18 protein-coding genes are annotated in these 23,524 nt (G+C 45.4%); 3 read left to right on the forward strand and 15 right to left on the reverse strand.

The annotated features are described in order from the left end of the window. Positions 1 to 9: 9 nt before the first annotated feature. Complete coding sequence (locus tag EBB54_RS19920) at positions 10 to 1,017, reverse strand: Wadjet anti-phage system protein JetD domain-containing protein (protein WP_125128679.1); 1,008 nt, start codon at positions 1,015 to 1,017, stop codon at positions 10 to 12. Continuing rightward, on the reverse strand, positions 1,004 to 2,368 hold the full coding sequence (locus EBB54_RS19925) for a GGDEF domain-containing protein (RefSeq protein ID WP_125128680.1): 1,365 nt from the start codon (positions 2,366 to 2,368) through the stop codon (positions 1,004 to 1,006). Before EBB54_RS19925 ends, EBB54_RS19920 begins: the two co-directional genes overlap by 14 nt. Positions 2,369 to 2,656: 288 nt before the next feature. Between EBB54_RS19925 and EBB54_RS19930 the strand changes: the two genes are divergently transcribed. Together EBB54_RS19930 and EBB54_RS19935 are read left to right on the forward strand one after the other, a co-directional pair. After that, positions 2,657 to 3,538, forward strand: coding sequence for a tyrosine-type recombinase/integrase (locus tag EBB54_RS19930; protein WP_125126748.1), 882 nt, complete (start codon positions 2,657 to 2,659; stop codon positions 3,536 to 3,538). Beyond that, a complete protein-coding gene (locus EBB54_RS19935; protein ID WP_125128235.1) occupies positions 3,525 to 4,679 on the forward strand; it encodes an IS91 family transposase in 1,155 nt (384 codons plus the stop codon). The genes EBB54_RS19930 and EBB54_RS19935 overlap by 14 nt, the downstream gene beginning before the upstream one ends. A 452-nt stretch (positions 4,680 to 5,131) precedes the next feature. On the opposite strand, the gene EBB54_RS19940 is transcribed toward EBB54_RS19935, so the two are convergent. The 8 genes from EBB54_RS19940 to EBB54_RS19975 all read right to left on the reverse strand — a co-directional run bounded on the left by EBB54_RS19940 (position 5,132) and on the right by EBB54_RS19975 (position 16,322). After that, the gene (locus EBB54_RS19940) at positions 5,132 to 5,503 is read right to left on the reverse strand and encodes a DUF1667 domain-containing protein (protein ID WP_004074696.1); all 372 of its coding nucleotides are present in this window, start codon (positions 5,501 to 5,503) and stop codon (positions 5,132 to 5,134) included. A 3-nt stretch (positions 5,504 to 5,506) separates the two neighbouring features. Continuing rightward, a complete protein-coding gene (locus EBB54_RS19945) occupies positions 5,507 to 6,787 on the reverse strand; it encodes an NAD(P)/FAD-dependent oxidoreductase (RefSeq protein ID WP_125128681.1) in 1,281 nt (426 codons plus the stop codon). An 87-nt stretch (positions 6,788 to 6,874) separates the two neighbouring features. Beyond that, positions 6,875 to 8,311, reverse strand: coding sequence for an NAD(P)/FAD-dependent oxidoreductase (locus tag EBB54_RS19950; protein WP_125128682.1), 1,437 nt, complete (start codon positions 8,309 to 8,311; stop codon positions 6,875 to 6,877). 381 nt (positions 8,312 to 8,692) lie between these two features. Further along, positions 8,693 to 10,456: an IS66 family transposase gene (locus EBB54_RS19955; RefSeq protein ID WP_125126564.1), complete on the reverse strand. Its 1,764-nt coding sequence runs from the start codon at positions 10,454 to 10,456 to the stop codon at positions 8,693 to 8,695. Positions 10,457 to 10,744: 288 nt separating this feature from the next. Continuing rightward, on the reverse strand, positions 10,745 to 12,070 hold the full coding sequence (locus EBB54_RS19960; protein WP_125127865.1) for an IS4 family transposase: 1,326 nt from the start codon (positions 12,068 to 12,070) through the stop codon (positions 10,745 to 10,747). Between the two features lie 351 nt (positions 12,071 to 12,421). After that, the gene (locus tag EBB54_RS19965; protein ID WP_125128683.1) at positions 12,422 to 12,763 is read right to left on the reverse strand and encodes a hypothetical protein; all 342 of its coding nucleotides are present in this window, start codon (positions 12,761 to 12,763) and stop codon (positions 12,422 to 12,424) included. Between the two features lie 494 nt (positions 12,764 to 13,257). Next, the gene (locus EBB54_RS19970; RefSeq protein ID WP_125128684.1) at positions 13,258 to 15,741 is read right to left on the reverse strand and encodes a DEAD/DEAH box helicase family protein; all 2,484 of its coding nucleotides are present in this window, start codon (positions 15,739 to 15,741) and stop codon (positions 13,258 to 13,260) included. Continuing rightward, positions 15,711 to 16,322 carry a class I SAM-dependent methyltransferase gene (locus EBB54_RS19975; RefSeq protein WP_125130919.1) on the reverse strand — a complete coding sequence of 204 codons (612 nt, stop codon included), beginning with the start codon at positions 16,320 to 16,322 and terminating at the stop codon, positions 15,711 to 15,713. The genes EBB54_RS19970 and EBB54_RS19975 overlap by 31 nt, the downstream gene beginning before the upstream one ends. Positions 16,323 to 16,555: 233 nt before the next feature. Here EBB54_RS19975 and EBB54_RS19980 point away from each other — a divergent pair, with 233 nt between their 5' ends. Then, positions 16,556 to 17,293 carry a PBECR4 domain-containing protein gene (locus tag EBB54_RS19980; RefSeq protein WP_243127739.1) on the forward strand — a complete coding sequence of 246 codons (738 nt, stop codon included), beginning with the start codon at positions 16,556 to 16,558 and terminating at the stop codon, positions 17,291 to 17,293. Positions 17,294 to 17,315: 22 nt separating this feature from the next. On the opposite strand, the gene EBB54_RS19985 is transcribed toward EBB54_RS19980, so the two are convergent. Genes EBB54_RS19985 through dndC form a run of 5 tightly spaced genes read right to left on the reverse strand, consistent with a single transcriptional unit; the run spans position 17,316 to position 23,513 of the window. Then, on the reverse strand, positions 17,316 to 18,512 hold the full coding sequence (locus tag EBB54_RS19985) for an HNH endonuclease domain-containing protein (protein WP_125128686.1): 1,197 nt from the start codon (positions 18,510 to 18,512) through the stop codon (positions 17,316 to 17,318). Positions 18,513 to 18,529: 17 nt separating this feature from the next. Beyond that, a complete protein-coding gene (locus EBB54_RS19990) occupies positions 18,530 to 19,678 on the reverse strand; it encodes a cysteine desulfurase family protein (protein ID WP_125128687.1) in 1,149 nt (382 codons plus the stop codon). Between the two features lie 2 nt (positions 19,679 to 19,680). After that, entirely contained in the window at positions 19,681 to 20,064 is a 384-nt protein-coding gene (dndE, locus tag EBB54_RS19995; RefSeq protein WP_125128688.1) for a DNA sulfur modification protein DndE, read from the reverse strand. Next, positions 20,061 to 22,013: a DNA sulfur modification protein DndD gene (gene dndD / locus EBB54_RS20000; RefSeq protein ID WP_125128689.1), complete on the reverse strand. Its 1,953-nt coding sequence runs from the start codon at positions 22,011 to 22,013 to the stop codon at positions 20,061 to 20,063. Before dndD ends, dndE begins: the two co-directional genes overlap by 4 nt. Before the next feature lie 3 nt (positions 22,014 to 22,016). Next, positions 22,017 to 23,513, reverse strand: coding sequence for a DNA phosphorothioation system sulfurtransferase DndC (gene dndC, locus EBB54_RS20005; protein ID WP_125128690.1), 1,497 nt, complete (start codon positions 23,511 to 23,513; stop codon positions 22,017 to 22,019). Between the last annotated feature and the right edge of the window lie 11 nt (positions 23,514 to 23,524).

The following is a 23,524-nucleotide window of genomic DNA, read 5'->3' on the forward strand; positions in this document are numbered from 1 at the left end:
CGGTAACATTCAAAAATCCGAAATGTTTAAAATCTCCTGCGGGATATACCTGCCGGCTTCCAGAATCCGGCGCATCGTCTCTGCGGCGGGCTGTGTAAAATAAGAAAAAAACAGGTTCCTGATGTTCCGGTTCTGCATCTCCTTCGTCTCCGGAAGCTGCTCTGTCTGTCCGGCTTTTTCCAGCATGGCTTCATAGGCCGGGACAAAGGGGACGATCTCCCGGGAATCCCGGCACGCCCCGGCCAGGCTTTCATAGATCCCGATCCCTTCATAATCCAAATCGCCGAAATAGCAGATCTCGTTGCCCTCTGCCTTCATATAGGGTTCCACACAGAGTTCGAAATCCTGAAACGATTTCCAGATGCCTTTCCCCGCGCCGTAGATCAGGGTTCCGATCCGCTCCCCCAGGATGCTTTCATTCCCTTCCAGCAAATGTCTGCGCATACTGTAGAAGGTATCCTTATTTTCCAGGATCAGCAGCTTCTGGGGCACGTCCCTCGTGTGGGAATAGTAGGAGAGGGGCTCCGCAGTACCGTAGACATTCAGGAAATCCAGCTCCAGCCCGCAGCGCTTTAAAATCCGTTTTCCCTGCTCCCTGGAGAGAAATTTTTCCCGATTCCAGATCTCAAAGCTGCGCTCATTGACCGACTCCTGATGTTCCAAAAGCGTCCGGTGTTCTTTCAGATATGCGTTCAGCTTCAGAACCCACTCCCGATCCTGCTCGTAGGCCGCGGGATGATTCAGATAATAGTCCACGGAAAGAAGCGGGACAAGCTGATATGTCAGCTCTTCCCGCAGTTCTTCATAGTCCTTCTGTTCCTCTGCCAGCCAGTATTCCCGGTAAAGGGCCGGGCGCTTGCCGTTGGTGCCGGATGCCTTCACCGGCCGGATCCGGCCGGAATCCAGCAGCCCGAAGACATAGCGGTACTGTTCGGCGTAGGTCTCATTTGCACAACGCCTAGTCAATTGTTCCAGAGTGATCCTCTTCGTGGGCAGTCTGTCTTTAGAGTTCATCATAAAATTTGTATCCGTCCCGGCCATGTTCCTTCACATAGTAAAGCGCTTTGTCGCTCTGCTGATAGAGCCCTTCGTCCATCCCTTTCGGGGAAAACGCGATCCCCACACTGAGCGTCACCTTCGGAAGCCCGTCCTTGGGGTTCTTGAGTTCCAAACCGATGGAACTGAGCTTATGAATAATCACGTCTTTTCGCTCCGGTGTAATGTCCGTCATAATCACGGCAAATTCATCCCCGCCGATGCGCGCCGGATGATCCTCCGAGCGGAACTGATCCTGGAGAAGCCCGGCCACTTTTTTCAGAACCAGGTCGCCGGTGTTGTGTCCATACCCGTCATTGATCTTTTTAAATTCATCCACGTCGATGAGCAGCAGCGCCATCGGATTGGCGGATACCTTCAAAATCTCCCGCAGCCGGTCAAAGGAGCCGCGGTTGGAAATCCCGGTAAGCGGGTCATGGTCGGCCCTGTGGCGCAGCAGTTCCTGGTTGGCCGTATTAACCTCGAAGATGTCGTTGTAGGTCAGGGCCAGGTACTGGAACTCATAGGAACCGGTGATCTGCATCAGCTTCCCTTCTTTGATGCAGTTGATATAGAGCCGCAGCGGCCTCATAACCAGCATAATGTTCATAATAAATACCATAATATTCAGTACAAACAGGACGCTGATGTATCCTCTCTGCTGCGCGAGCATGTTCTGCAGCGCGTGTACGCTTTTTGACTGGCTCTGCCCCATTTCCGCCACAATATCATCCAGAAACTGTCCGATATCTTCCATGATCTCTTCCTTGGCTTCCTGGTAGGTATCGTTGAACACCATGTCCTGTGCTTTGAGCAGCATCTCCTCGTGAGAGAGTTCGCTGTCCTCCGCCGTGAGCTGGATATCCCCCACCTCCTTGGGAAGCGACTTCTTTTCATATGCATGGGCAACCGAAACCAGCTTCATGGCATAGAGCTCCCTGGAAATCAGTTTGTTGGAGTTGAAAAGCGCTGCCTCCAGATATTCCCCCGCTTTCTGGCTGAAGGTAAACTGCCCCAGTTCCTCCAGCGCCTTCTCCCGGCGCCTTGTCTGATTCACTTCCTTCATATAATCGTTGGCGTACCGGAGTTCCGCAGTGACGGCAAACAGACGCACCTCCTCTGTAAGGTAGTCGGAGCCTTCCCGCACAATGGCCGCGTTTTTCTCGCAGGCAATATAATTGTTGGTAGCGGAGACCAGTTCGTCGTAGCGGAGCGACACCTGCAGCGTCGCATAAATAACCAATATATACAATACACATGCCAGGAAGATCATCACGCCGTTGATCGTACGGATCTTGACCCCTCTGACATTATTCTGCTTTTTATCCTTCATAAACAGCCCTTCCCCCTTTGCTTACTGCCTTATTGTACCAAGTCGCTAGCGCGACGGCTAGCCCCAATTACATAAAGCCGCCACATTTTCCCAAAAAAAGTAGCAGTTTCCATATTTTTGTAGTATTGTTAAGATACCCCTACCAAAACAATCGCATTATACGGGAACTGCTATGCTTAGTTTATCATGGATCTTTACTCTTAACAACTACATTTTTTGCTTTTCGCGTCCACCTCCTTTGGATGAACTGTCACTTTTTACATTTTATCTTACAAAGGAGGTCCCATTATGGACAATTATCTGAATTCTTACCGGGAAATGATTTCCCTACGCGGCCTTACACACCACACAGTGACATCCTACTCCACTTATATTTCTGCTTATCTGGATTATCTTTCCGTCTTCCTATGCAAAGACCCTCAAGATGTCTCCTGGCAGGAACTCCGCGATTTTATCCGCTGGCTACAGAAAGTCCGTTCCCTTTCGGACAGAACCATGAACGCTGTCATCTCACAGCTCCGTTTTTTTACCATCTATGTGCTCCACAAAACATGGGATGATTCCCAGCTTCCCAGGCGCAGGTTTGACGAATATCTTCCCTATGTCCCCTCCCAGAAAGACACCTGGACTTTTATCTCCACCATTCCCGATCTTAAGGTCAAGGCCTTTGTCACCCTTCTGTATTCGGCTGGATTACGTTCCTGCGAAGTCCGGAATTTAAAATGCCCTGATATTGAGCATTCCAACAAGCGTATCTTTATACGGCAGGCCAAAAACCGTTCCTCCAGATATGCCATCCTTTCGGATACCGCATGGGATACCATCCTGGAATACTGGTATTCCTTCCCGGCAGGGGCTCGCCCAAGGGACTGGCTGTTCACACAGCAGCGGGATAAAACCAGGCCCCTCAACCATGAGCATATCCCACATCATATCGCTCTGCATGAAAAACGGCTGGGATGGGAACACCGGATCTCCTGCCATACCTTCCGGCACGCTTTCGGTACCCACCTCTATGAGAATGGCACGGATCTGCTTACCATCAAAGCCCTGCTTGGACATAAATCTATTACTTCTACCACGATCTACGTCCATCTGGCTTCTAATGGTACAACCTGTGCCGTAAGCCCCCTGGACAGACTGGCAGGTGAATATCGTGGCCGAGTATAAGATACAGAAGATCTTTCAGCAAAACTGGGAATCCTTTTGTGCTTCCTCGGCTCCCTTCCCTGTTCAGGAGAAGGCAGCACATGCCATCATGAACTGCAAGACCGGCAGCCTGGGATTCTCCGTCTCCCGGTGCCAGGATTGCGGACACATAGAAATCCACAATAATTCCTGCCGGAATCGGAACTGTCCCAACTGTCAGGCGGTACAAAACGAGATCTGGGTGGATCAGCGCCGGGAGGAGGTCATTGATTCCCCATATTTTCATGTGGTATTTACACTTCCTCATGAGTTGAACCCCCTGCTCTACTGTAACCAGACACTTTTATACAGCCTTTTTCACAAATGCTGCTCCCAAACACTTTTAGATCTGTCACAGAATCCGAAATACCTCGGGGCAGTCCCCGGCATCATCCAGGTCCTGCATACATGGAACCAGGAGCTTTCCTACCATGTACATATGCACTGTATTGTTTCCGGCGGCGGACTCACAAAAAACCGTCAGGTCAAAACTTCAAAGGGCACATTTTTTATCCCGGTACGTGTCCTCAGAGAGAAGTTCAAAGGGAAATACCTCTCTCTTCTGGAGGAATACTACCGCTGCGGAAAGCTTGTGTTTTCCGCTTCCTGTGAAAAGCTGCGGAATCCTTACGAATGGAAAGAATTCAAAGACCTCCTTTACGGAAAAGACTGGTGCCCTTTTATAAAAGAAACCTTTCGCGGTTTCGGCAACGCCCTTGAGTATCTTGGCCGTTACACACATAAAATCGCGATCTCAAACAGCCGGATCCTTTCTGTTACGGATTCCGAAACTACATTTTCCGCCAGGGCAAAGAACCCCGGAGGACACAGGCGGCAGATATCTCTGAAAAATGAGGAATTCATCCGGCGTTTCCTGATGCATGTGCTTCCTCATGGATTTCAAAGGATCCGATACTATGGATTTCTCAACAACCGGATGAAATCCAAAAACCTGAAACTGATCTTCAAGCTGCAAGGATATCAGAGATTTAAACGCCGGTATCAGGATCTGTCCATAGCGGAACTGCTCAAGGCAGTCTGGAATTTCGATATACGGGTCTGTCCGGAATGCGGCTGTATGAACATGAAGCACCTGGGAAGGGTTTATGCGAAACCGCGGTAAAGTGCCTTCCCATCCATACTGTTTTTTTAAGATCTTCCAAGGGAAGGTCTGCGAAGCATGCCCAAATTTATTTTGAGCCCTCAGCATCCTGTTGGATTTCATAGGTTTTCGGATTGTTTTTTCATTTTCAGGCTCTCCGGGAGGATACAATCCCCATACCTTTTTCGGCTAAACGTCCGCGACTTGCTACAATTGCGAAGAATCAGATTCCGAGCAGTTCTGTGTTTTTCCAGAGCTGCTCTTTTAATCTGCTCTGAATCTGATACTTCACTTAATAATTATAACAGATATCCAAAGAAAATGCGAAAAAATTTTGGCAGAATTACCATAAAAAGTTTCCCTTTCAAGAACAAAAAAAGGAGCAGATCTGAAAAAACGGATTTCTACGTTGTTTCAAAACTGCTCCTTTATAAAAAGATCACTTTCAATCAAATCCAGATTCCTTTATCTCTTCAGAATCCTGCGGGCACTTCCTTCGTCGCAACGATGTCAACTCCGGTCCCGGCAATATCTGCCGCGATCACGTCCCCGATATGCACCGGCGCTTTGACGCAGATGCCCCTGAGGCTGTCTACACACTCCGCCATCTTGCCCTTGGGAATGTCGGATTTTGTTTTTACGGAAACCATCTCCAGCGTACCGCCCTCTACTTTTACGGTGGAGGTCACGATCCGGGTCGGGTTGGTCACTTCTTTTCTGGCGTAATCCTCCCCCCGCTTACAGGTATGGCCTGTCACGGCGGTAATCTCTCCTGCCCCATCCATTTCTACTGTCACGGCGCACCCCATGGGGCAGCCGATGCAGGTCAGTTCTGTCTTATTCATCTCTTATGCCTCCTCAATCTTCACAGTGATCTGCGCAAGTCCCTCGCGCTCCCGAAGCTCCTCTTTTTTCAGGAGAATCTCCTCCATCTCGCCGGGCGCCATGACCGGACGACGTTTGTGGATGATCCGTTCCCCGTCCAGATATACGCTGACATAGCATTTGGAATAAACCGCGCCCACGCGGAAACGTACCTTTAGCTGTTCCTCCATCCCGTCTACGCGGATATGCGACGGAACCGTATAACGGACGCCTTCCGTCGGAACGATGGGAATCGCTTTTTCTTCTGCGTCCCCGGAAATCCGCTCTTTATTTCCGAGAATATATCTGGCCGCATTTTTTCCGGCCGCAGCCGCTTCCTCTGACACAAAGTCTACCAGATCGTGTACATGCAGCACATTTCCGCAGGCAAAGACGCCGGGGATGCTGGTTTCCAGACTTTCATTGACAACCGGGCCGCTGGTCACCGGAGACAGCTCTACGCCGGCTTCCTTGGACAGCTCGTTTTCCGGTATCAGTCCTACGGAGAGCAGCAGCGTATCGCAGGAATAATATTCTTCCGTACCCGGGATCGGTTTTCCTCTGCCGTCTACCTGTGCAAGCGTGATTCCCTTCACCCGCTCTTTTCCGTCAATGTCAATCACCGTATGGCTGAGTTTCAGCGGAATGCCGAAATCATCCAGGCACTGCACGATGTTCCGTTTGAGGCCGCCGGAATAGGGCATCAATTCTGCTACCACCTTCACCTTCGCGCCTTCCAGGGTCATCCGCCTTGCCATAATCAGGCCGATATCGCCGGAGCCCAGGATCACAACCTCCCGTCCGGGCATGAAGCCTTCCATATTCACCAGACGCTGCGCCGTTCCTGCGGAATAGATTCCGGCCGGACGGTAGCCCGGGATGTTCAGCGCGCCCCGGGGACGTTCCCGGCAGCCCATGGCGAGAATGACGGATTTGGCCTGCAGCTTCTGCAGCCCTTCCTCCCGGTTCATAATGGTCACTTCCTTTTGCTCGGAAATATCCATCACCATGGTGTTCAATTTATAAGGAATGTTCAGTTCTTTCACACGGTCGATAAACCGCTGTGCGTATTCAGGCCCGGTCAGCTCTTCCTTGAATGTGTGAAGCCCGAATCCGTTGTGGATGCACTGGTTCAGGATGCCGCCCAGCTCCTTGTCCCGCTCCAGTATAATCATATTTTCAATGCCGTTTTTCCTGGCTGCCTCCGCCGCGGCAAGACCGGCCGGACCGCCGCCCACGATCACCAGATCGTAATTATTCTGCATGGTTTTTCCCTCCTGATAAGTTGGCAGCATACACAGCCCCGCCCTTTTTCGGACGGCCGCCGCCTGTTCCTCTGCTGCTCTGAATCATTACTGTAATTCTTTATTTTTTCCTACGATCAATCCGGAGCCTTTTCCGCATTTCGTAATTTCCGACATATCTTTCTTCAGTTCTCTTGCAAGGATCTCCATGGTCCTCGGCGAGCAGAAACCGGACTGGCATCTTCCCATTCCCGCGCGGGTGCGGCGTTTTACGCCGTCCAGTGACTTTGCACCCAGGGGCCTGTGGATGGCGTCCAATATCTCCCCTTCCGTCACTTTTTCACAGCGGCAGATGATGTTTCCGTAGGCCGGATTCTCTTTGATCAGGGCGTTTCGCTCCTCTTCGGATAAGGTTTTCGGATCCAGGATTCCTTTTCTTGTGGCTTTAAAATCTGCTTTTCTGGCTGGATTAAGGATACCTGTCACGATCTCCTTCACATATTCTCCCACCGCCGGGGAGCTTACCAGTCCCGGAGACTCGATTCCCGCGCAGTCCACGAACCCCTTGGCATCTTTCAGCTCTTCAATGATAAATTCGCCCCCGTCCTCGTGGGCACGCACTCCCGCAAAGGAGGTGATGGTCTGCCGAATGGGAACATTTTTTACGGATCTGGCGGATACGCTGATTACCTGATCCAGTCCGTCCCTTGTGGTGGCGGTCGCTTCCCGGTCTTCCTGCTCAATGGCTGTCGGCCCTACGATGATATTTCCATGAACCGTCGGGGATACAAGCACTCCCTTGCCGAACTTGCCGGGGAGCTGGAAAATGGTTCTGGTAACCAGGTCGCCCGCGGTCTTGTCCAGCAGGCAGTAATCCCCCCGCCTGGGCGTAATATGTATATGATCCGCGCTCACCATGTTGTGGAACTTGTCTGCATGGACACCGGCCGCATTGACCACTACCTTCGTCTCAATGGGGCCGTTTTCCGTGATCAGCCGATAGCCGCCGTCTATTTTTTCGATCTCCTGCACTTCCGTATCAAACCGAAATTCCACCCCGTTTTCACAGGCGTTTTCCGCATATGCAATATTCAGTTGGAAGGGACAGATCACGCCTGCGCTGGGAGCCCACAAAGCAGCCGTCACTTCATCCGCCAGATTGGGTTCCATGGCGTGGGTCTCTTCCCGGTTCAAAATCTTCAGCCCTTCCACTCCATTGGCGATTCCCTGGTCATACAATTCCTGCAGCATCTCCTGGTCTTCGTCGTCCCGGCAGACCACCAGGGAACCGCAGGGATTGAACGGTACGTCCAGTTCTTCCGCGAGCTTCGGCATCATTTTGTTGCCCTGTACATTCAGCTTTGCCATCAGGGAACCTGGTTTTGCGTCGTAGCCTGCATGCACGATCGCGCTGTTTGCCTTTGAGGTGCCGCAGCACACGTCCTCCGCTTTCTCCACCACACAGATCTTCAGATCGTATGCGGACAGTGCTCTTGCAGATGCGGTGCCGGACACTCCCGCACCAATAATTACAACATCATACATCTTCTCTTCCTCCATCATTCAGGGCTGCATTGCAGGCCCGATGTGCTTTATATAATGAAAAAAGCCAGATGAAGAATGAACATACTGTTTGTTTTACATATGTCCGTTCCTTTCATCTGACTTTTTCTCTACACTCAAAGCCTGAATGAACCTCGTTATGAAACTATAAGCATTTCGCCGAAAAATCCTGCCCGGCGGAAGCTTACGTCATTAAATCTGCTGGTTTTATTCTAGCACGAATCAAGTGCAATTACAAGTTTTGATTTTTGTTTTTTCTTTGTTGTTTTGTTCACTGTTACTATTCACAGTCCAAATGGCTTTTTTGCAACACAAATGGACCGGTATTTCGCCGGCCATTTGTTTCAAACAGGCTGAATGCTTTTATGGCTGGGATGTTTGAGAGAATATTTCTTCTATAGTATAAGGATTCCCGTTACACAACCTCGTCAATGCGCTCATCTCATTGATCCCATTCCTTCTGCATGTTTCTATATAAGTTCGGATTGCCGCATAATTGTCTGCTGTCCTAGCTGAAGCGAACTGGCCTGACACCTTCATTTTTGTCTTCACACCACGCAACGCCCTCTCACTCAAATTGTTGGTTGTGGGCAACGAAAAATCTTCCACCCATGCAAAAAAATTTTCCCGGTAATCTATAATCCTCGCAATAAGGGCACGCTCAAATGGCCCGGAATAATCGGATGTATTGGCTGCGGCCTCCCCCTCTGCTTTCCCCAGCAGTTCCGTCATCTTTTTGTTAAAGTTTTCTATATACGCCTCCCCAAAGCTTTCCTCCCCCGACAGGATCCGGTCATTTCTGTCCCTGATCGTGCCGGAGACCAGCTGTTTGATCTCAAGTAATACCTTATGCCCTGTTTCGTCCGCACTCTTTTGGAGGTCCCTCTGCAGGTGTGCATTGCATTCCAGATTCATGAATACAAACCTGCTGTTGTAATTGATGGAATTGTGGTCATGCATGACACTTGTCATTTCTGTGAGCGCCTCCAATATCCCGTCTGCCAGTATGCCATCCATGTCCTTTTTGTTATGGGCAACATAATAGGCGGCTGTCTCATCCCCGTAAAAGCGCAGGCATATCCTGGACTTGTCAGCCATCACCACAGTGTCATCCCAATAGAGGATGGGGCGTGTGACCAGGAGCCGGAAAAGATCCTCCCTGAATTGTTTTAAGCCCCTGGCCGCCCTTGGCTGGAGTTTCGCGATATACCCTTCACTGGGACATACCTCCCCATCCGTCAGGCCGCTGATCAGGAGGGGAACCTTGTTGATGGCCGCGTTTGTGGTGTTCATCAGCGAGAGGGACAGCGCCTGGAGAAACGCCCCATACTGGCACTCGGCCCGTAAGGCCGGGTCAATCCCAGTACGGACAATCTGCCCGCAGTTTCTGCACTGGTACACCCAAAATTTATGGAGCCGCTTTATGACTTTGACCTCGATATCAATCTCGTATTTTTCCTCACATTCACCGGTAAAGGTAAAATCCCCGCAGCCGCATTCCGGACAGAATTCCCCGTCGCCCACCGGATGGCTTACTTCCTCGTCCACCTCTTCCGGCCCAGGCTTTTCCAGGGTATGGCGCTCGTGTCCGCGCTGCCCGCCTTTCGGCTTCCCTGTATTCCTGCGGCTGTTCGGGATATGCCTGTCTTTCCACGGGGGTGTCTGGCCGGTTGGGGTGGAAGTATTTGTGCTATCCCTGCCGAGCAGGGCTGCCGCATGGGCGAGCTCTGCCGCCAGCCCATGGATCACGGCATCCTTTTCCGCAAGCTGCCCCTCATAATCCTGGATGATGGCGGCAATCTTATCATCGGATGCTTTCAGGATCTCCCAGTTTTTATCCATCAGTTTTTGGATCTTCTGTTCTTTCTTATTCAATTCGGCCTGGTATTTTTCCCAGTCTGAGTCACATTCCCCAAACCAGATGTTCCGGATGGTAACCGTGGCGGCATGGGCCTTTGCCAATTCTTTTTTTAACCGTTCAATCTCCTTGATATACCCGGCAACCACCTTGTGGTGGTCTGCCTGCAGCTTTTTATATCTTTCCCCGTTCCGGAAAGCTTCTAATTCCCGGCGCATGGCCTTATTCTGGTATTGGAGTGTGGTATATTCTGAAAACAGACGGTCCATGGCTGCCTCCTATAGGTATCCTGTTTACGCTTCCGGTATATGGGAAGCGATTTCTTTTATACGTTCCAAACCAATGTCATTTAGTTAAACAAAGCCAGACCGGTGTTCTATAAATTATTAGATATAAAGTGGACTTGTTTTCACAGCACAAGCCAGAACATATGTTTTTGCTTGTGTCTGAGAGACTGTTCGGATCATAATGAAAGAGGTGAAAATTATTTTTGGGCATGACGACTAAGCAGATCCGCATCTGCTTAAAAAATATCTATATTTAAGGTAAAAATGCTTTCAGGCTGCCCGGTATATAAGATATCGCGGCCTCCGGAAATGGGCTGTCTTTAGCCTGTGATACTGCCGTTCATTTCGGATCGGGATCAACCTGCGCTGAAGCAGGGCGGTTACATTGATTGAGCCTTCTTTCACAGAAGGACGTAGGAACACCCTGCAAATATGGGCTGCTGTACCAAAATGTATTTTGTAATCATGCTTTGTCTTCTTTTGATGGACCACAGCAGTATGGTTGATGATACTTTCTGTCAAGTTGTAGACGATGAGTTTTGCCCATATTTCCTGTTTGACAAAGTCCGGCTTATAAGAATGGAAATTGATCAATCCGATGGTATATTTCAGTTTCCGAAATGAGGATTCCACGCCCCACCTGGAAAAATAAAGCTCTTTTAGACGCTTTGGCGGAAATTCCTCTTCCGGGAGATTGGTAACCAGGCACTCATAAGTGGACTCTGATATGGGAAACCTGACAATGCGGAACGTAAGCTGGTAGGTATCCCGTGTCCCGTACTCAATAAAATCAAAGGAGGTTGCCTTATCGACAAAACGGCGGTATCCCTCTACAGCAATCTTTTTTGACTGGCTGCGTACCAGGGTGACCCGAACCCGGATGTCAAAGGATTCCTTGTCAGGAAAATCAAAACCGGAAAGAAGGCCTTTGGAATGGATATCCTTTGCGCGGAAGAGGAAAAACTGCCCTTTTTTGAGCACATGGGCCATATTATTATAGGAGCAGTAACCACGGTCACCGATAAAAATAGTCTTTTTCCAGGGGGAAGTCTGATGGCGGTCCACCAGGGTGGCAAAGGCCCGGTATTCATCCTTATTGTGAATCGGCTGGATCAGTGCATCGGTATAGATGTGCTTGTCCAGATTGTACAGGGCATTTAAATGCAAACTGTAAAATCCTTTGGCAGAATGCCCTTCGGAAACAAAGTAGTCAGGGGAAGCAAACGTGGGCTTACTGAAAAAGGAAAAGGTAGAGCCATCCGCAGCAATGGATTCATAGCCGTCTGCGCCTTCCAAGGAAGAGAGTGAGGAATGGAAGTGATGAAAAACGGCTTCCATGGCTTCCGGTTTTAACTTTGCCCGTTGCTGATTGAGTGCGGAAACGGAAGGGGCATCTGCATCCAGATCAAAAAACTCCAAAAGTTCCTCGGAAGTGGAGGAAGAGCCCTGGGAAACCAAAAACGTAATGAGCTTATCCGGTGGAAGCTTTTTCTGGCGGGTAAAATCCTTGTCTGGGTGGACGGAGTATTTTGAGATTGTGGACGCAACGCTGTCCACAGCAGAAGAAAAAAGAGCCTTGATTTTTTCATGAAACATAACGAATGTACCTCCTTGGATTAGAATCATATATCGCTCTAAATCCAAGGGCCGCGCTCGCTACCTCTAAAAAGAGGATCAGCAGCGAGCGCGGCCGCACATTTTGTTTGATTTGTCAAGTACTAATATAAAATTCCGCAAAAAAATCAAAAAGAATGGTTAGACCCCCACTTAAAAAAGGCTCTACCCCATCCATCTGAGTTTTCTGCTGAAAAAAACAATAATTTCCATGAAAATGGATTTTCAGATGCAAGGTTTTCAGATAGAATAACCCCAGTAATATCGCGGGTTGAAGCCAACAAGACGGGTGAACACCGGTGAGTGGAACATCGGATTTCGTCCATATATTAACTAAATGACATTGCGTTCCAAACTGGAACGCAGCAACTGGTTGCGGTGTTCTAAAACTTTGATCCTGGCATCTTTTTCCGCGCATTCCTTTTTTAATGTTTCAGCAAGGAACCGGTAGTCGGTTTCTGGTTTTTTCTTTTTGCTATGGCTGGAATTGTCATCCGGTTCCTTTTTTCTGCCGCGCTTTCCTGACGACGGGATCAGTTCACCTGTCTCCGGATCTTCTGTGCCAAGATATTTCCGGATCGGCCTGGATTGTTTTGTTTCCGGGTCATAATGGGAAGTTGATTCATAGAGGGCAACCCGACCTGTTTTTTTATTCACATATCTTACGATTGACATTTTATCTTCCCCTTTCTACATATTGGTACTATATATTATAACACATACCAATAAAAATATCAATATGTTATTGGTATGTTTTTCAAAAAATACCAATAAACTAACAGGGATGCTGGTTTAATAAGCCAAAGAGGGCCCCAAACCATAGATAAACACTAGGTTTGAGGCTCTCTATTATAATTGGATTTTATACTTTAACCAGACTGTGAATAGTAACCTTCCTTCGTTATTGTTCACACGGCGTCGTGCACCCTGCTGCACGGCGTCCGGCCAATAAAGTAACATTTTCCATCATATCCAGCCCGTCTACACTCCGTTCCGGTCCGTCCTAAACAAGCGTCGCTGGCGCTTAGGACCGCCGAAGGCGACTTAAAATAGGCTGGATACTGTTACTGGAGCACCCAAAGGGTGTGAACAGTAACCTTCCTTCTCTTATTTCCATAGGCAATAAACTTCTTCCCACAGAATGATGAATCTCTGGTAATATTTTGCTGCTACTCTCCTTTGTACCGCCTGCGATAATAATCCATCGTCCGATACTCCAATATATCTTTCATATGCTCACAGAACGTATGATTTTTTACAACTGCCCTCAAATCCTCCCTTATTGCCAAAGCATATCCCTCTTTATCAATAAAAAAGCCTTTTCCCGACGCCTTTAAAAACTTTATCGGCATTGTCTTTGCTTTTGCCAAATGCTGTTTATCCGTCATGTTTTTGTATTCCTCATATGTGATTCTGTCAGAAAAATCCCGCCAGTTTTTATTCCTGTCAAAAAAATCTTTCCAACATGCAAGAACCTGAGCCTCTGTAATCTCCAACAAAACATTCCCATGATTATAAAATGTATACAAAACAGGCATTTTATAAATTTTCGTCATATCCGTAGTTTCAATTAATGTTAAAAATTCTTTACCGATTCCTGCGTATAGAACCTCTTCCTCTTCAGATAATTCGTTTAAGCCATGCAAATATTCCAAATAATGTCTGAATGGATTTTCCTTCGTATGCCTTATGCAATACTGATATACCTCATATTCCATATAAGTAAATAAATCCATTCTGGTAGGAATTTTCCCATCCAATAACTCTTTTACGCGATCATATTCCTGCCTGATCCGCTCTCTTACTGTCAGCGATTTCTTATCCAGTTCTTTAAATAAGTCGATTAACCGTACATCAAAGTCAACAATACAGTCATCCGGATACTCTATATCATGATAGTCACCGGCTCTTTTTTCGCAAAATGATTTTTCTCCGCCAAGCAACAGCGGCGTTTTTCCTGCTTTTTCATAATTTCCAATAAAATCCAGAACATTCAAATATTCTTTTCCCTTATAAATGCGGAGTCCACGTCCTAATTGCTGCAGAAACACAACAGGCGACTCCGTAGGTCTGAGGAACATCACTAAATCAACCGAAGCAATATCCACGCCTTCATTAAACATATCTACGGAAAATATCACGTTCACTTCCTGCTTTTTCAGCTTTTGAATGGCTTTTTCCCTATCCTCTGAAAATTCACCAGCAGAATTACTGTATACGGCCACTGACGCAATTCCTCTGTTGCAAAATTCCGCTGCCATTTCTTCCGCATGCTGCCGGGAACAGCAAAATCCCAACGCTCGCTTTGAACGACATTTCATATAATGCTTATAAATTAATTCATATCGCCTGCCGTTATTTCTATATATTTCCGTCAGTTCTCTCTCGTCATATCTGCCTTTTACCAAATGCAGTTTGGAGTAATCCGTATCATCATAGACGCCGTAATAATGAAACGGCACTAACATACCTTTGTTAATTGCCTCTTTTAATGAAATTTCATATGGTACATTGTAATCGCAGATTTCATAAATATTTTTCCCATCCATACGCTCAGGAGTTGCCGTGAGTCCAAGCATAAACTTTGGCGTAAAATAATTTACAATTTTTCTATATTGCTCATTTACCGCATGATGAAATTCATCAATGACAATATAATCAAAATAGTCCTTTGGGAAATATTCCTGTTTTAAATACTCTGCCCGTCCCAACGTCGCAACAGATGCGAAAATAACCGACTTATCGGTATCTTTCCGCTTCCCATAAAAAAATCCATAGTCATCCGAATGCCGCACGTTCTTAAATGAAACTGCTGCCTGCCTAAGGATTTCCTCCCTATGTGCCACAAATAACACTCTGCTGTATTTTGCAGAATCGAAGGCCGCAAGATATGTTTTGCCAACTCCGGTAGCTGCCTGAACAAGACCTTTTGCCGCCCCCTCGGCTCTGCTGTCTTCCAATGCATATAATGCCTCAATCTGTGCCCCTCTCGGCTGAAACAATACCTGAATGTTTGTATCAATGTCATCTTCAAGATTATCATATTTTGCCAGATCTTTCGATACAGCCGGTTTATGCCAGTTTTTTGAATATCTGCGCAATTCCTCATTGTCTATAATGATTGAGTGGTTAAAAAATAAGTCCTCAAATGTATGATAAAACAACTGGTAATTTTTATGATCTGCAATACTGCTAAAACGGTAATTCCATTCAATTCCTGATGTCAATGCGCTTTTTGAAATATTGGAAGATCCTATGTAAATTTCACTTGTATCTTTATAATGGAAAATATATGCCTTGGGATGAAACGACCGCTCTTTGTCATTGTAAAATCGTAAATCTATACGGTTACCAAATTCTTTTTTTATCAGATAAAGTGCGGACGGCTGTGTGATTCCCAAATAATTCCCTGTCAAAATCCGCACGGAAGCGCCCTTGTCCAAAGCCTGCCTGATATCATTCAAAATCATTCTGATACCGGATTCCATAAGAAAAGAAACAATGATATCGATTCCTTTCGCTTTTGACATACTCATTTTAAGCTGGTAGTACAAATATCGGCTTCGGTCTCTGTCACCGGTCATTACATCGGTTGACACAATCACCGGTTCATTACTGCTGTCTATTTTTTCCGCAGAACTAAATTGAGCCATTTTTCATCCCCTCGTTCTGGCCGTGCATCTAATGAAATCCACTGCTCCTCTATCGTTACATGTTCTATCTGTTTTATAAAACCCGCAAATGTTGCTTCCGTCATATCCGTGAAATAACGTCCGTTTCTTTCCCCTGCAAACGTTCCATATTTGAAAGAAGTATAAATAATCCCATTGCCTTTTAATGCAATCACCATTTTACGCATAACCTCTTTAAGTTCATCCAAGGGCAAATGCAATATTGAAGAACAAGCCCAAATGCCATCATACTGTCCGACCTGTACCAACTCGTTAAAAAATGCGTGTTTTACTTCAATTCCTGTATATTCGCTTGCCAATTTGCATAATTCGGCGGAACCATCTACTGCATCTACCCGGTATCCTTGTGATAAAAAATATTTTGTATCGCGTCCCGAACCGCATCCAAAATCAAGAATTGCCGCATTCTTCGGTAACCTGTCCGTAAACTTTTTCTGCGTAAATTCAAAATCCACTGATACCGTTCCCAGTACAAATTCCCTTGCGTTTGAATTGTAATAGCGGATTGTTTTATCTTCTTTCATACAATTGCATCCCCCCATATTGTTCCTATGCGTTGAAATACTCTTATTTATTTCCAAATTTTTCATTGACATTTTTTTAGATAATCCCATATAATATATCGGGCACATACTAACGGTGCGCAGATTTATGCGTTTTCAATGAAACAATAAAATTCAAGCTATTGACTTGAATCTGTTTTGTGCTATAATCTTTATAGAGGATAGCGACAAGATCAGCTATCGTTGGTTATGAAGCAATTGACTGTGTCGGCATGCAGCCAGATGCGGAGCCAGACCTTGGGTTATGCGATAACCTCAAACCGAATAGGTTCTTCGGAGCTGAAAGAAAACGCTTATCGGGGCCTTGCTCTTGCAAGGTCCCTTATTTTATCAAAGGCGGCATTACAAAAATGGACATTTTACAACAATCTGCATTAGCTTGGAAAGAGCTAACAGAATATCGATACCAGTTTGTGTATGGCTACAAAAAAAATTTGTATCCGATTAATCTCACATTTTCATTTGAAGACTATCCACATCTGGCTGGTTTTCAATACTTGAAAGATATCTCTATTCCTAATTATACATCTGCTAAAATCATAGTTCGAATTCTTGAAGGGAAAATAACTTTCGAACAAATTCAAAAAGCAGCACAATATGAAGAAATGGTCAAACCACGATTAGAAGCATTAATCCATTTAAAAAACTCTTTAGATAATGATTTTAATCTTTATTCTTTCATGCCGCAAATGTATCCTTTTATAACTAATATTAAAGCAGATTACCTGATTACTAGTCACATTGTTATTGATAGCTATGTTTTCATAATCCATACTACACCAAAAGGTACAGCAAAATGCGACTTCCTTTGCTGCTCAGCTTTTGCAAAAGGAAAACGTGACTATGAAACAAATCAGAGAAAATGCGCATTACTCAAAAAAGAACGTATACATATCGAGTCAAATACAACTACTATTTTACTTAATAAATTGAATACGGAATCATCATAGGAAAGCATTTCTACATCATGATCTAATCTGTACTTATTTTCCATGTATCATATCCCTGCAGCCTGGCGGCTTCATATATGGGCTTGAGGTTATGGTTGAGAATATTCATAAATTGAGTTTCTGTATTCCCGCCTATGTAGAGCTTCTCGGTAGCCCAGATCGCATTCAGATTATTTTTTCTGCACTTCTCAAATTTCCTGATCAATAGCTGTGACCGTCTGTCTGCATCCTGAGGGAAAATCAATCCATACAGGTAAAATTGATATCTTGCAAACGGAAGGAAAAATATTTCCCACGGCGGAAGCTTATTGTTCTTGCTGGAATTCAACGATTTGCGCATCGGTATCAGGTTCCATAGTTCATCATTTGAAATGTAGGATCTCGGCACAAAATGATCTATGGACAAATCTTTTGCTGGGATATCTTTTCCGGTATAAATTTCTTTGATCGGCTGTCCGGTCAATTCCGCAGTTGTTTTCCATAGATCACGGGCCTGTTCCAGTTTGCGGAGCTCCTCGTTTTCCGGGCAGATCTTATAGATAATCCCTGGCACGCCGGGATTTCGATCCTGTAAAAACTGAGCCTTATTATATTGTACCCAGCTCTGAATCACAGAAAAGTTCTTCAGAAGCAGTTTTCTCCAATATACATTAACCCGGATTTTCTTCTGCACGCCGACACCGTCCAAAATTGTATAAAGCAGGTTTTCATTTCCTGACAGCCTGGCCATATATGCGATCAGCCTGCTATGTTTATCATTTTTTATATATGACAGACCTTCTTCTAAGCCTTCCGCATCAAAGAAAGGGTATAGAAGCTTATAGGGAACATAATCCGTTAATCTTGTTTTGTCTCTTTTCAATTCCTTTTCACACTGTTTGATCGCGGTCTTTAATTCTTCTTTAGACGGATTTTGTGATAAATTACTAACAGTACTATTAAGAGTATTTATCGCATGCTCCAGAAAATTTTCAGCATTGCCGTTTACAGTCGGCCCCAGCCTGAGATGATAATGGGTAACGGTGTGCCATGCCTCGCATATCATTTCATCAATCACTTCATCGAATGTGAAATCTCGTTCTTCTGTTTTCAACAGATTAAGTATCGCCTCAAACCAGTAGAACTTATAGCTCTGCGCCTTATTATTAAACATACGGGCAAACTTATCCGTATCCAAATTATTTTCATATACGATTTCAAGGTGTAATTCCTGATCCATCTTCTCACTCTTCCCAATTAGTTCATTTGCTTTGCCACATTGATCAATGCACGAAAGCCATTCAGTACCTCATCCTGATCCACGCCATGCCCCCAGCTGATCCTGACTGAACTTTCAATCTGTTCTACCGGAATCCCCATTGCTGAAAGAACATAACTCGGTGAATAGCTTTTGGATGTACATGCGGATCCATTTGATATACCGCAAAATTGCTTTGAAGATATCATTAATGCTTCTGAAGAAACACCCTCAATACAAACGTTTAAAGTTCCCGGAACACAATATGTCTGATCACCGTTAATATGATATGACAAGCCAGACTCCCTGAGTATATTAATCAGTTCCTCTTTGATCTGATTAGCCTGCTCAAGATTGGATTGATACTCTGTTACTGCTAATTCACAGGCTTTCCCACATCCTGCAACCAAAGCTACCGGAATTGTGCCTGGTCGAATTCCACGCTCCTGCTGTCCTCCGTACATGATAGCCTTTACCGGCGGAAGCTTATAAGATTTCTTTCTTAATACAAGAACACCTACGCCCTGTGGTCCTTGAAGTTTATGTGCGCTAAATGCAAGCATATTATACTTCAGATTCTTTATTTCCTCGACCAATTTCCCGCAGCTTTGGGTTGCATCAACATGAAAAAGGATTCCTCTTTTACTAAGTTCCTCTCCAATCTCCTGCACCGGCTGTATCATACCGGTCTCATTATTTACATGCATCACACTGACAACCAGTGTCCGCTCTGTTACTTTGTTCAAAACATCCTCCGGCTTTACTCTTCCGAATTGATCCGGGTCGATAAAATCAACCATAAAGCCTTCTTTTTCAAGTTGCTTTAGTGTTTCCAATACTGCTTTATGTTCAATGGCAGTCGTTACAATATGGTTTTTACCGCTATTTTCGGCATATTCTCTAAGCCCTTGGATTGCGATATTATTGCTCTCGGTGGCACCACTGGTAAAAAATACTTCATCCGCATTTACTCCAAGCAGATCTGCAACCTGTTTTCTCGCCAACTCCACAATGCTACGTGTATCCTCGCCAAATTGATGTGTCCGACTGTCCGCATTACCAATATGATTCCTGTATACATCAATCATGCATTCAAGCACCCTCTCGTCAACAGGCGTTGATGCATTATAATCCAGATAAACTCTCATATTTATGCCTCTTTAATTGCTAATCCTACGAGATCATCAATACTCTTTATAAAACCTGTCCCACCGAGATGCGCAATCCCTCTCTCCATGTTCAATCGGAAATACTTTGCCACGGTGTCATCATCAGTAGGGAGCTCCATCTTTATACACCACGCCTTTACCAATGCTTCATAAAGCTCATAGTATTCACCACCAAAGGTAAACCAGGACATTTCCAGATTGCTGTCTGCTACGATCGGAATATCCGTAGGAACGGTATTCTCACTGAGTGAATAGCAAAGCGCCCACCTGCAAAGTATGTTCCAGTTTTTGATCCCGGTCTTTCCCTTCAACCTGGATAATTGTTCTTTCGCCTTTTGAGAAAGACGCACCTGCTTCATAATCATGACTTTGCTCCAATCAAATACCCTTTTTGTATGGAGGTACTTTTAGACACCTCATCGTAATTCAAAGTAAACTCATCACCTATATTATTCTTCATCAACCGATAATATCCTTCATCAATCTCTGCATCCGTAGATAATATAATCGTCTGCTCGCCTGCATTTGGAAAATAGGTTGTGATCAGTGCTGTTCTGTGCAGGGAATCCATACGGGACAGCGGGGTGTCTATGATCACAGGCAGCTTCTTCTTTGAGCATATTGCAAGCGCCCAAAGTATGGATATAACCATAAGTTGCTTTTCACCCGCCGACAGTGAATCTCTCGGAATCTCACTTTCATCCTCCGATAAACACTTCCAGTCAAGTGTCTCTGGATCCATCTCAATCTTACGGATCAGATTCTTCTTGTTCGCAAGTTTCAAATAGCACTCCGTTATGGTTGAAGCAAGTAAATCTGTTTTTCTTTTTTGAAGTTCCATGCGATACCTTTTTATGATATCGAGTGCCATGTTTGAATATTTCGATATCCTGTCAACGCTGTCCCTTACTTCAGCTGTCGCAAGATAAGCTTCCACCCGCTTGTTAAAATCAGCCGTCACAGCGATCACTCTCGCGTTTATATTACTTCTTTTCTGCTCTAATTCGGCTATCTTAACCTGGTCATCAATAATCTTCTGCTCTGCCTTCTTTATTTTTTTGTAAATATCCTGCAGCTCCTGGTCGTTAATATCAAGCGAAAGGTAGCTGTCCAGTTCGTCAATCTGTTTCTCTATCTTTACTTTCTTCTTTAAAATTTCCTTTCCTTCCTGTCTTGTATGCTGAAGCTTCCCTTCTACAAGGTTATTTACCTGAAACAGCGCTTGCTCTGATAGTCCGTAGACCATTTGAACATGGTTGTCTTCTGTACGTTGTTTTACATAAGCAAGAAAATCCTCTCCGGTCTTCCTATCCCCCGAATAGCCGGACATAAACTCCGAAAAGAATTTGTTTAATTGATGAACGGACTCCTGCATCACTGCACTTGCATGTTCATCTATTGCCTGAAGCTTGATTTCTGACAGAAGATCCTCCACAAGCAACAACGGAAGTTCCTCTGCTGTCAATCCATATATTTTCTCATTTTCCTTTGATAGTTCCGCCGACAAAGTTCCACGTTTTTTTAACAATTCCTGCCTTTTATTAATGGCATCCCCACCCTTTGCAGTATATAGCCTATGCAAGGACTCCAGGGCATCATTGTCCTTTAGCAGTTTCGCATTCGCCTTCCCCAATTCCCGGTCTGCTTCTTCCAGCTCTTCCCGGGCAAGGTTCTTTTCTTCTCTCAGCTTCTGTATTTCTCTTGCAGAAACATCCTGCTTTCCGGTCTTATTTACCCTTTTCAAATTGCGCATAAGATCATTACTTAACACATCAAGCACTGATATTCCAAGCATAGAACGGATTGAATCCTTTAATTGATCATTTGTCCGGTCAACAGCAAGTTCCGCAATCTGTTCTCCATCAAAGAAAAAGAAACTCGACAAAGCACTCGGCAGAATATTTTCCACGAACATCGGCCAGTTGTTTGTAAGAAAATCATTATATTCTCCGTCTTTATACACCGAAATCTGCTCTTTCGCCCGCTTGCTTTCGCTACTCCATGCCCTTTGGATCTTATAGTTTTCACGAATACCATTATTCGTTTCAAATTCAAGCGTCACGCTACATGTATCATCATTAGATCCCCTGTTTATAAAGGATCTCAAGTATCCGGAATACGATTTGTGATCACTTTCGGAGTACGCAAAAGAATTTTGACCATATAACGCCAATAAAACGGCTTCTAGAAAAGTCGTTTTTCCCCGGCCATTCATGCCGCCAATCAGAACAATGGGTTTATTTCCTTCAAAAGCAAACTCATTGTCTCCGGCATAGACACCAAAATTATAAAGTTGAAGCTTCTTTATGATCATATGTTACTCCTCGCCATCCTCAAATTCAGCTTCAGCAGTCTGGTAATCCAGGAATTTTTCATTGTACTTTCCGCCATGCTCCTTTTTTCTGGTCATCATGTCCGAATAGAACTGAGTGGCATCCTCTTCATTTTTATAGAACGTCTTGCTGATCGTATTCCTGATATTATCCAGAATGTCCTTTCTCTGACTCACGCCGATTGCCTTACTCTCATGATCGATCAAGGTATACATCATCTCAAATACCAGTTCTTCTTCCGGATACATTTCACGGCATATTTCTTCCAGTATCCTCCATTCTTCTCCTCTGAAATTGTCATTATGTATCCAGTCAGGATCGTCAAAGGGTTTGCCGGTCACTTCTTCATAAATTGCAGGCAGCGAATCATCAAATTCATGTTTTTCATTCACCCATATTCTGCGTATAGCCCGCAGCTCCTGTACCCGAATCAACTTCAAGTTCCGAAACTCTTCCGGGCCTTCTTCATTTATATCCTGCTGGATTTCCAACAACCTTTTCAGCCACTGCTCTCTAAATTCCTTTTTGTATGGGCCGTGAAATAGTTTTCCGTAATTTCCCTGAAGGTTTCCCTTCATTCTCCGGAAGCTCCTTCGTTCCCGGTCTCCCTCTTCATTGCCGAATTCATTTCTGAATTCCAACAGCGGTGTCATCCATTCTTTTTCCTGATCGTTGGCGATCATAGCTTCCATAGATTTATCCTTTTCCACCATTGTACATACCCAGCAACCAAACCGGCTCTTCCCGCAGGATGGCGTTGATTTGTCAATCTGCATCGGACACTCGTTATCGGCTGTGGCACCCCTGTACATAGTGAGCAGATCCATGTTCGAATAACCCCAAGGGTTCTTATACTGCATCAGGAACGCCCATACGTCATCATCCGACCAGTCTTCCATGGGCGAAAATACCCATTCGTTAGCAAGAGTAGGATTTGGACTTAGCAGTTCTCTGACTCTCTTTTTTTCAAGATTGGTCATCGTTCTGTTTCTCCTAGAGCTTTCCTGCTTTCTGGTACCGAGAACCAGTATGATTTCTCCGTGCTCTGCGATCTTACTTCGGATGAAATTATTGACCGGCTGGATCTTTAATCTGTCAGTACACCAGCGATATTTCATGCGCGGGAACGGATACCCTTTTCCAAGCAGGTTCACCCAAAAAGTGTTATTATAATCCGGTGTCAATCGGACCGGAACAAACGGCAGACCTTTTTCGCCTGCTTCCCCCTTCATCTGCTCCAATGATTTTTCCACCCACTTTGATACAACTGGTGACTCTACCAGCGTATCCGTATTCATCACATGGATCGGCTTATTCCTCTCGCTTCGTGGTAATTTCTCAATCGCCATCCACACAAGCTGAACAGCCGCAGTACTGTCCTTTCCCCCGGAATAACCGATCATCCATGGGATATCATCTGCCAGATACAAGTTTTGTATCGTAATGATCAAGCCGTCTATCAATTCCTTTGTCAGTGCCATTGTCTATAGTC

Source organism: Schaedlerella arabinosiphila (assembly GCF_003885045.1).
Classification (GTDB): Bacteria; Bacillota; Clostridia; order Lachnospirales; family Lachnospiraceae; genus Schaedlerella; species Schaedlerella arabinosiphila.

Excerpts from the sequence above, each read along its gene's own strand:
- EBB54_RS19980 (WP_243127739.1), top strand. The coding sequence starts at position 16,556 with ATGCAGCCAGATGCGGAGCCAGACCTTGGGTTATGCGATAACCTCAAA.
- EBB54_RS19955 (WP_125126564.1), bottom strand. The coding sequence starts at position 10,456 with ATGGACCGTCTGTTTTCAGAATATACCACACTCCAATACCAGAATAAG.
- EBB54_RS19940 (WP_004074696.1), bottom strand. The coding sequence starts at position 5,503 with ATGAATAAGACAGAACTGACCTGCATCGGCTGCCCCATGGGGTGCGCC.
- EBB54_RS19970 (WP_125128684.1), bottom strand. The coding sequence starts at position 15,741 with ATGGCTCAATTTAGTTCTGCGGAAAAAATAGACAGCAGTAATGAACCG.
- EBB54_RS19960 (WP_125127865.1), bottom strand. The coding sequence starts at position 12,070 with ATGTTTCATGAAAAAATCAAGGCTCTTTTTTCTTCTGCTGTGGACAGC.
- EBB54_RS19945 (WP_125128681.1), bottom strand. The coding sequence starts at position 6,787 with ATGCAGAATAATTACGATCTGGTGATCGTGGGCGGCGGTCCGGCCGGT.
- EBB54_RS19990 (WP_125128687.1), bottom strand. The coding sequence starts at position 19,678 with ATGAGAGTTTATCTGGATTATAATGCATCAACGCCTGTTGACGAGAGG.
- EBB54_RS19985 (WP_125128686.1), bottom strand. The coding sequence starts at position 18,512 with ATGGATCAGGAATTACACCTTGAAATCGTATATGAAAATAATTTGGAT.
- EBB54_RS19965 (WP_125128683.1), bottom strand. The coding sequence starts at position 12,763 with ATGTCAATCGTAAGATATGTGAATAAAAAAACAGGTCGGGTTGCCCTC.
- EBB54_RS19950 (WP_125128682.1), bottom strand. The coding sequence starts at position 8,311 with ATGTATGATGTTGTAATTATTGGTGCGGGAGTGTCCGGCACCGCATCT.
- EBB54_RS19975 (WP_125130919.1), bottom strand. The coding sequence starts at position 16,322 with ATGGGGGGATGCAATTGTATGAAAGAAGATAAAACAATCCGCTATTAC.
- dndD (WP_125128689.1), bottom strand. The coding sequence starts at position 22,013 with ATGATCATAAAGAAGCTTCAACTTTATAATTTTGGTGTCTATGCCGGA.
- EBB54_RS19925 (WP_125128680.1), bottom strand. The coding sequence starts at position 2,368 with ATGAAGGATAAAAAGCAGAATAATGTCAGAGGGGTCAAGATCCGTACG.
- dndE (WP_125128688.1), bottom strand. The coding sequence starts at position 20,064 with ATGATTATGAAGCAGGTGCGTCTTTCTCAAAAGGCGAAAGAACAATTA.
- dndC (WP_125128690.1), bottom strand. The coding sequence starts at position 23,513 with ATGGCACTGACAAAGGAATTGATAGACGGCTTGATCATTACGATACAA.
- EBB54_RS19920 (WP_125128679.1), bottom strand. The coding sequence starts at position 1,017 with ATGATGAACTCTAAAGACAGACTGCCCACGAAGAGGATCACTCTGGAA.
- EBB54_RS19930 (WP_125126748.1), top strand. The coding sequence starts at position 2,657 with ATGGACAATTATCTGAATTCTTACCGGGAAATGATTTCCCTACGCGGC.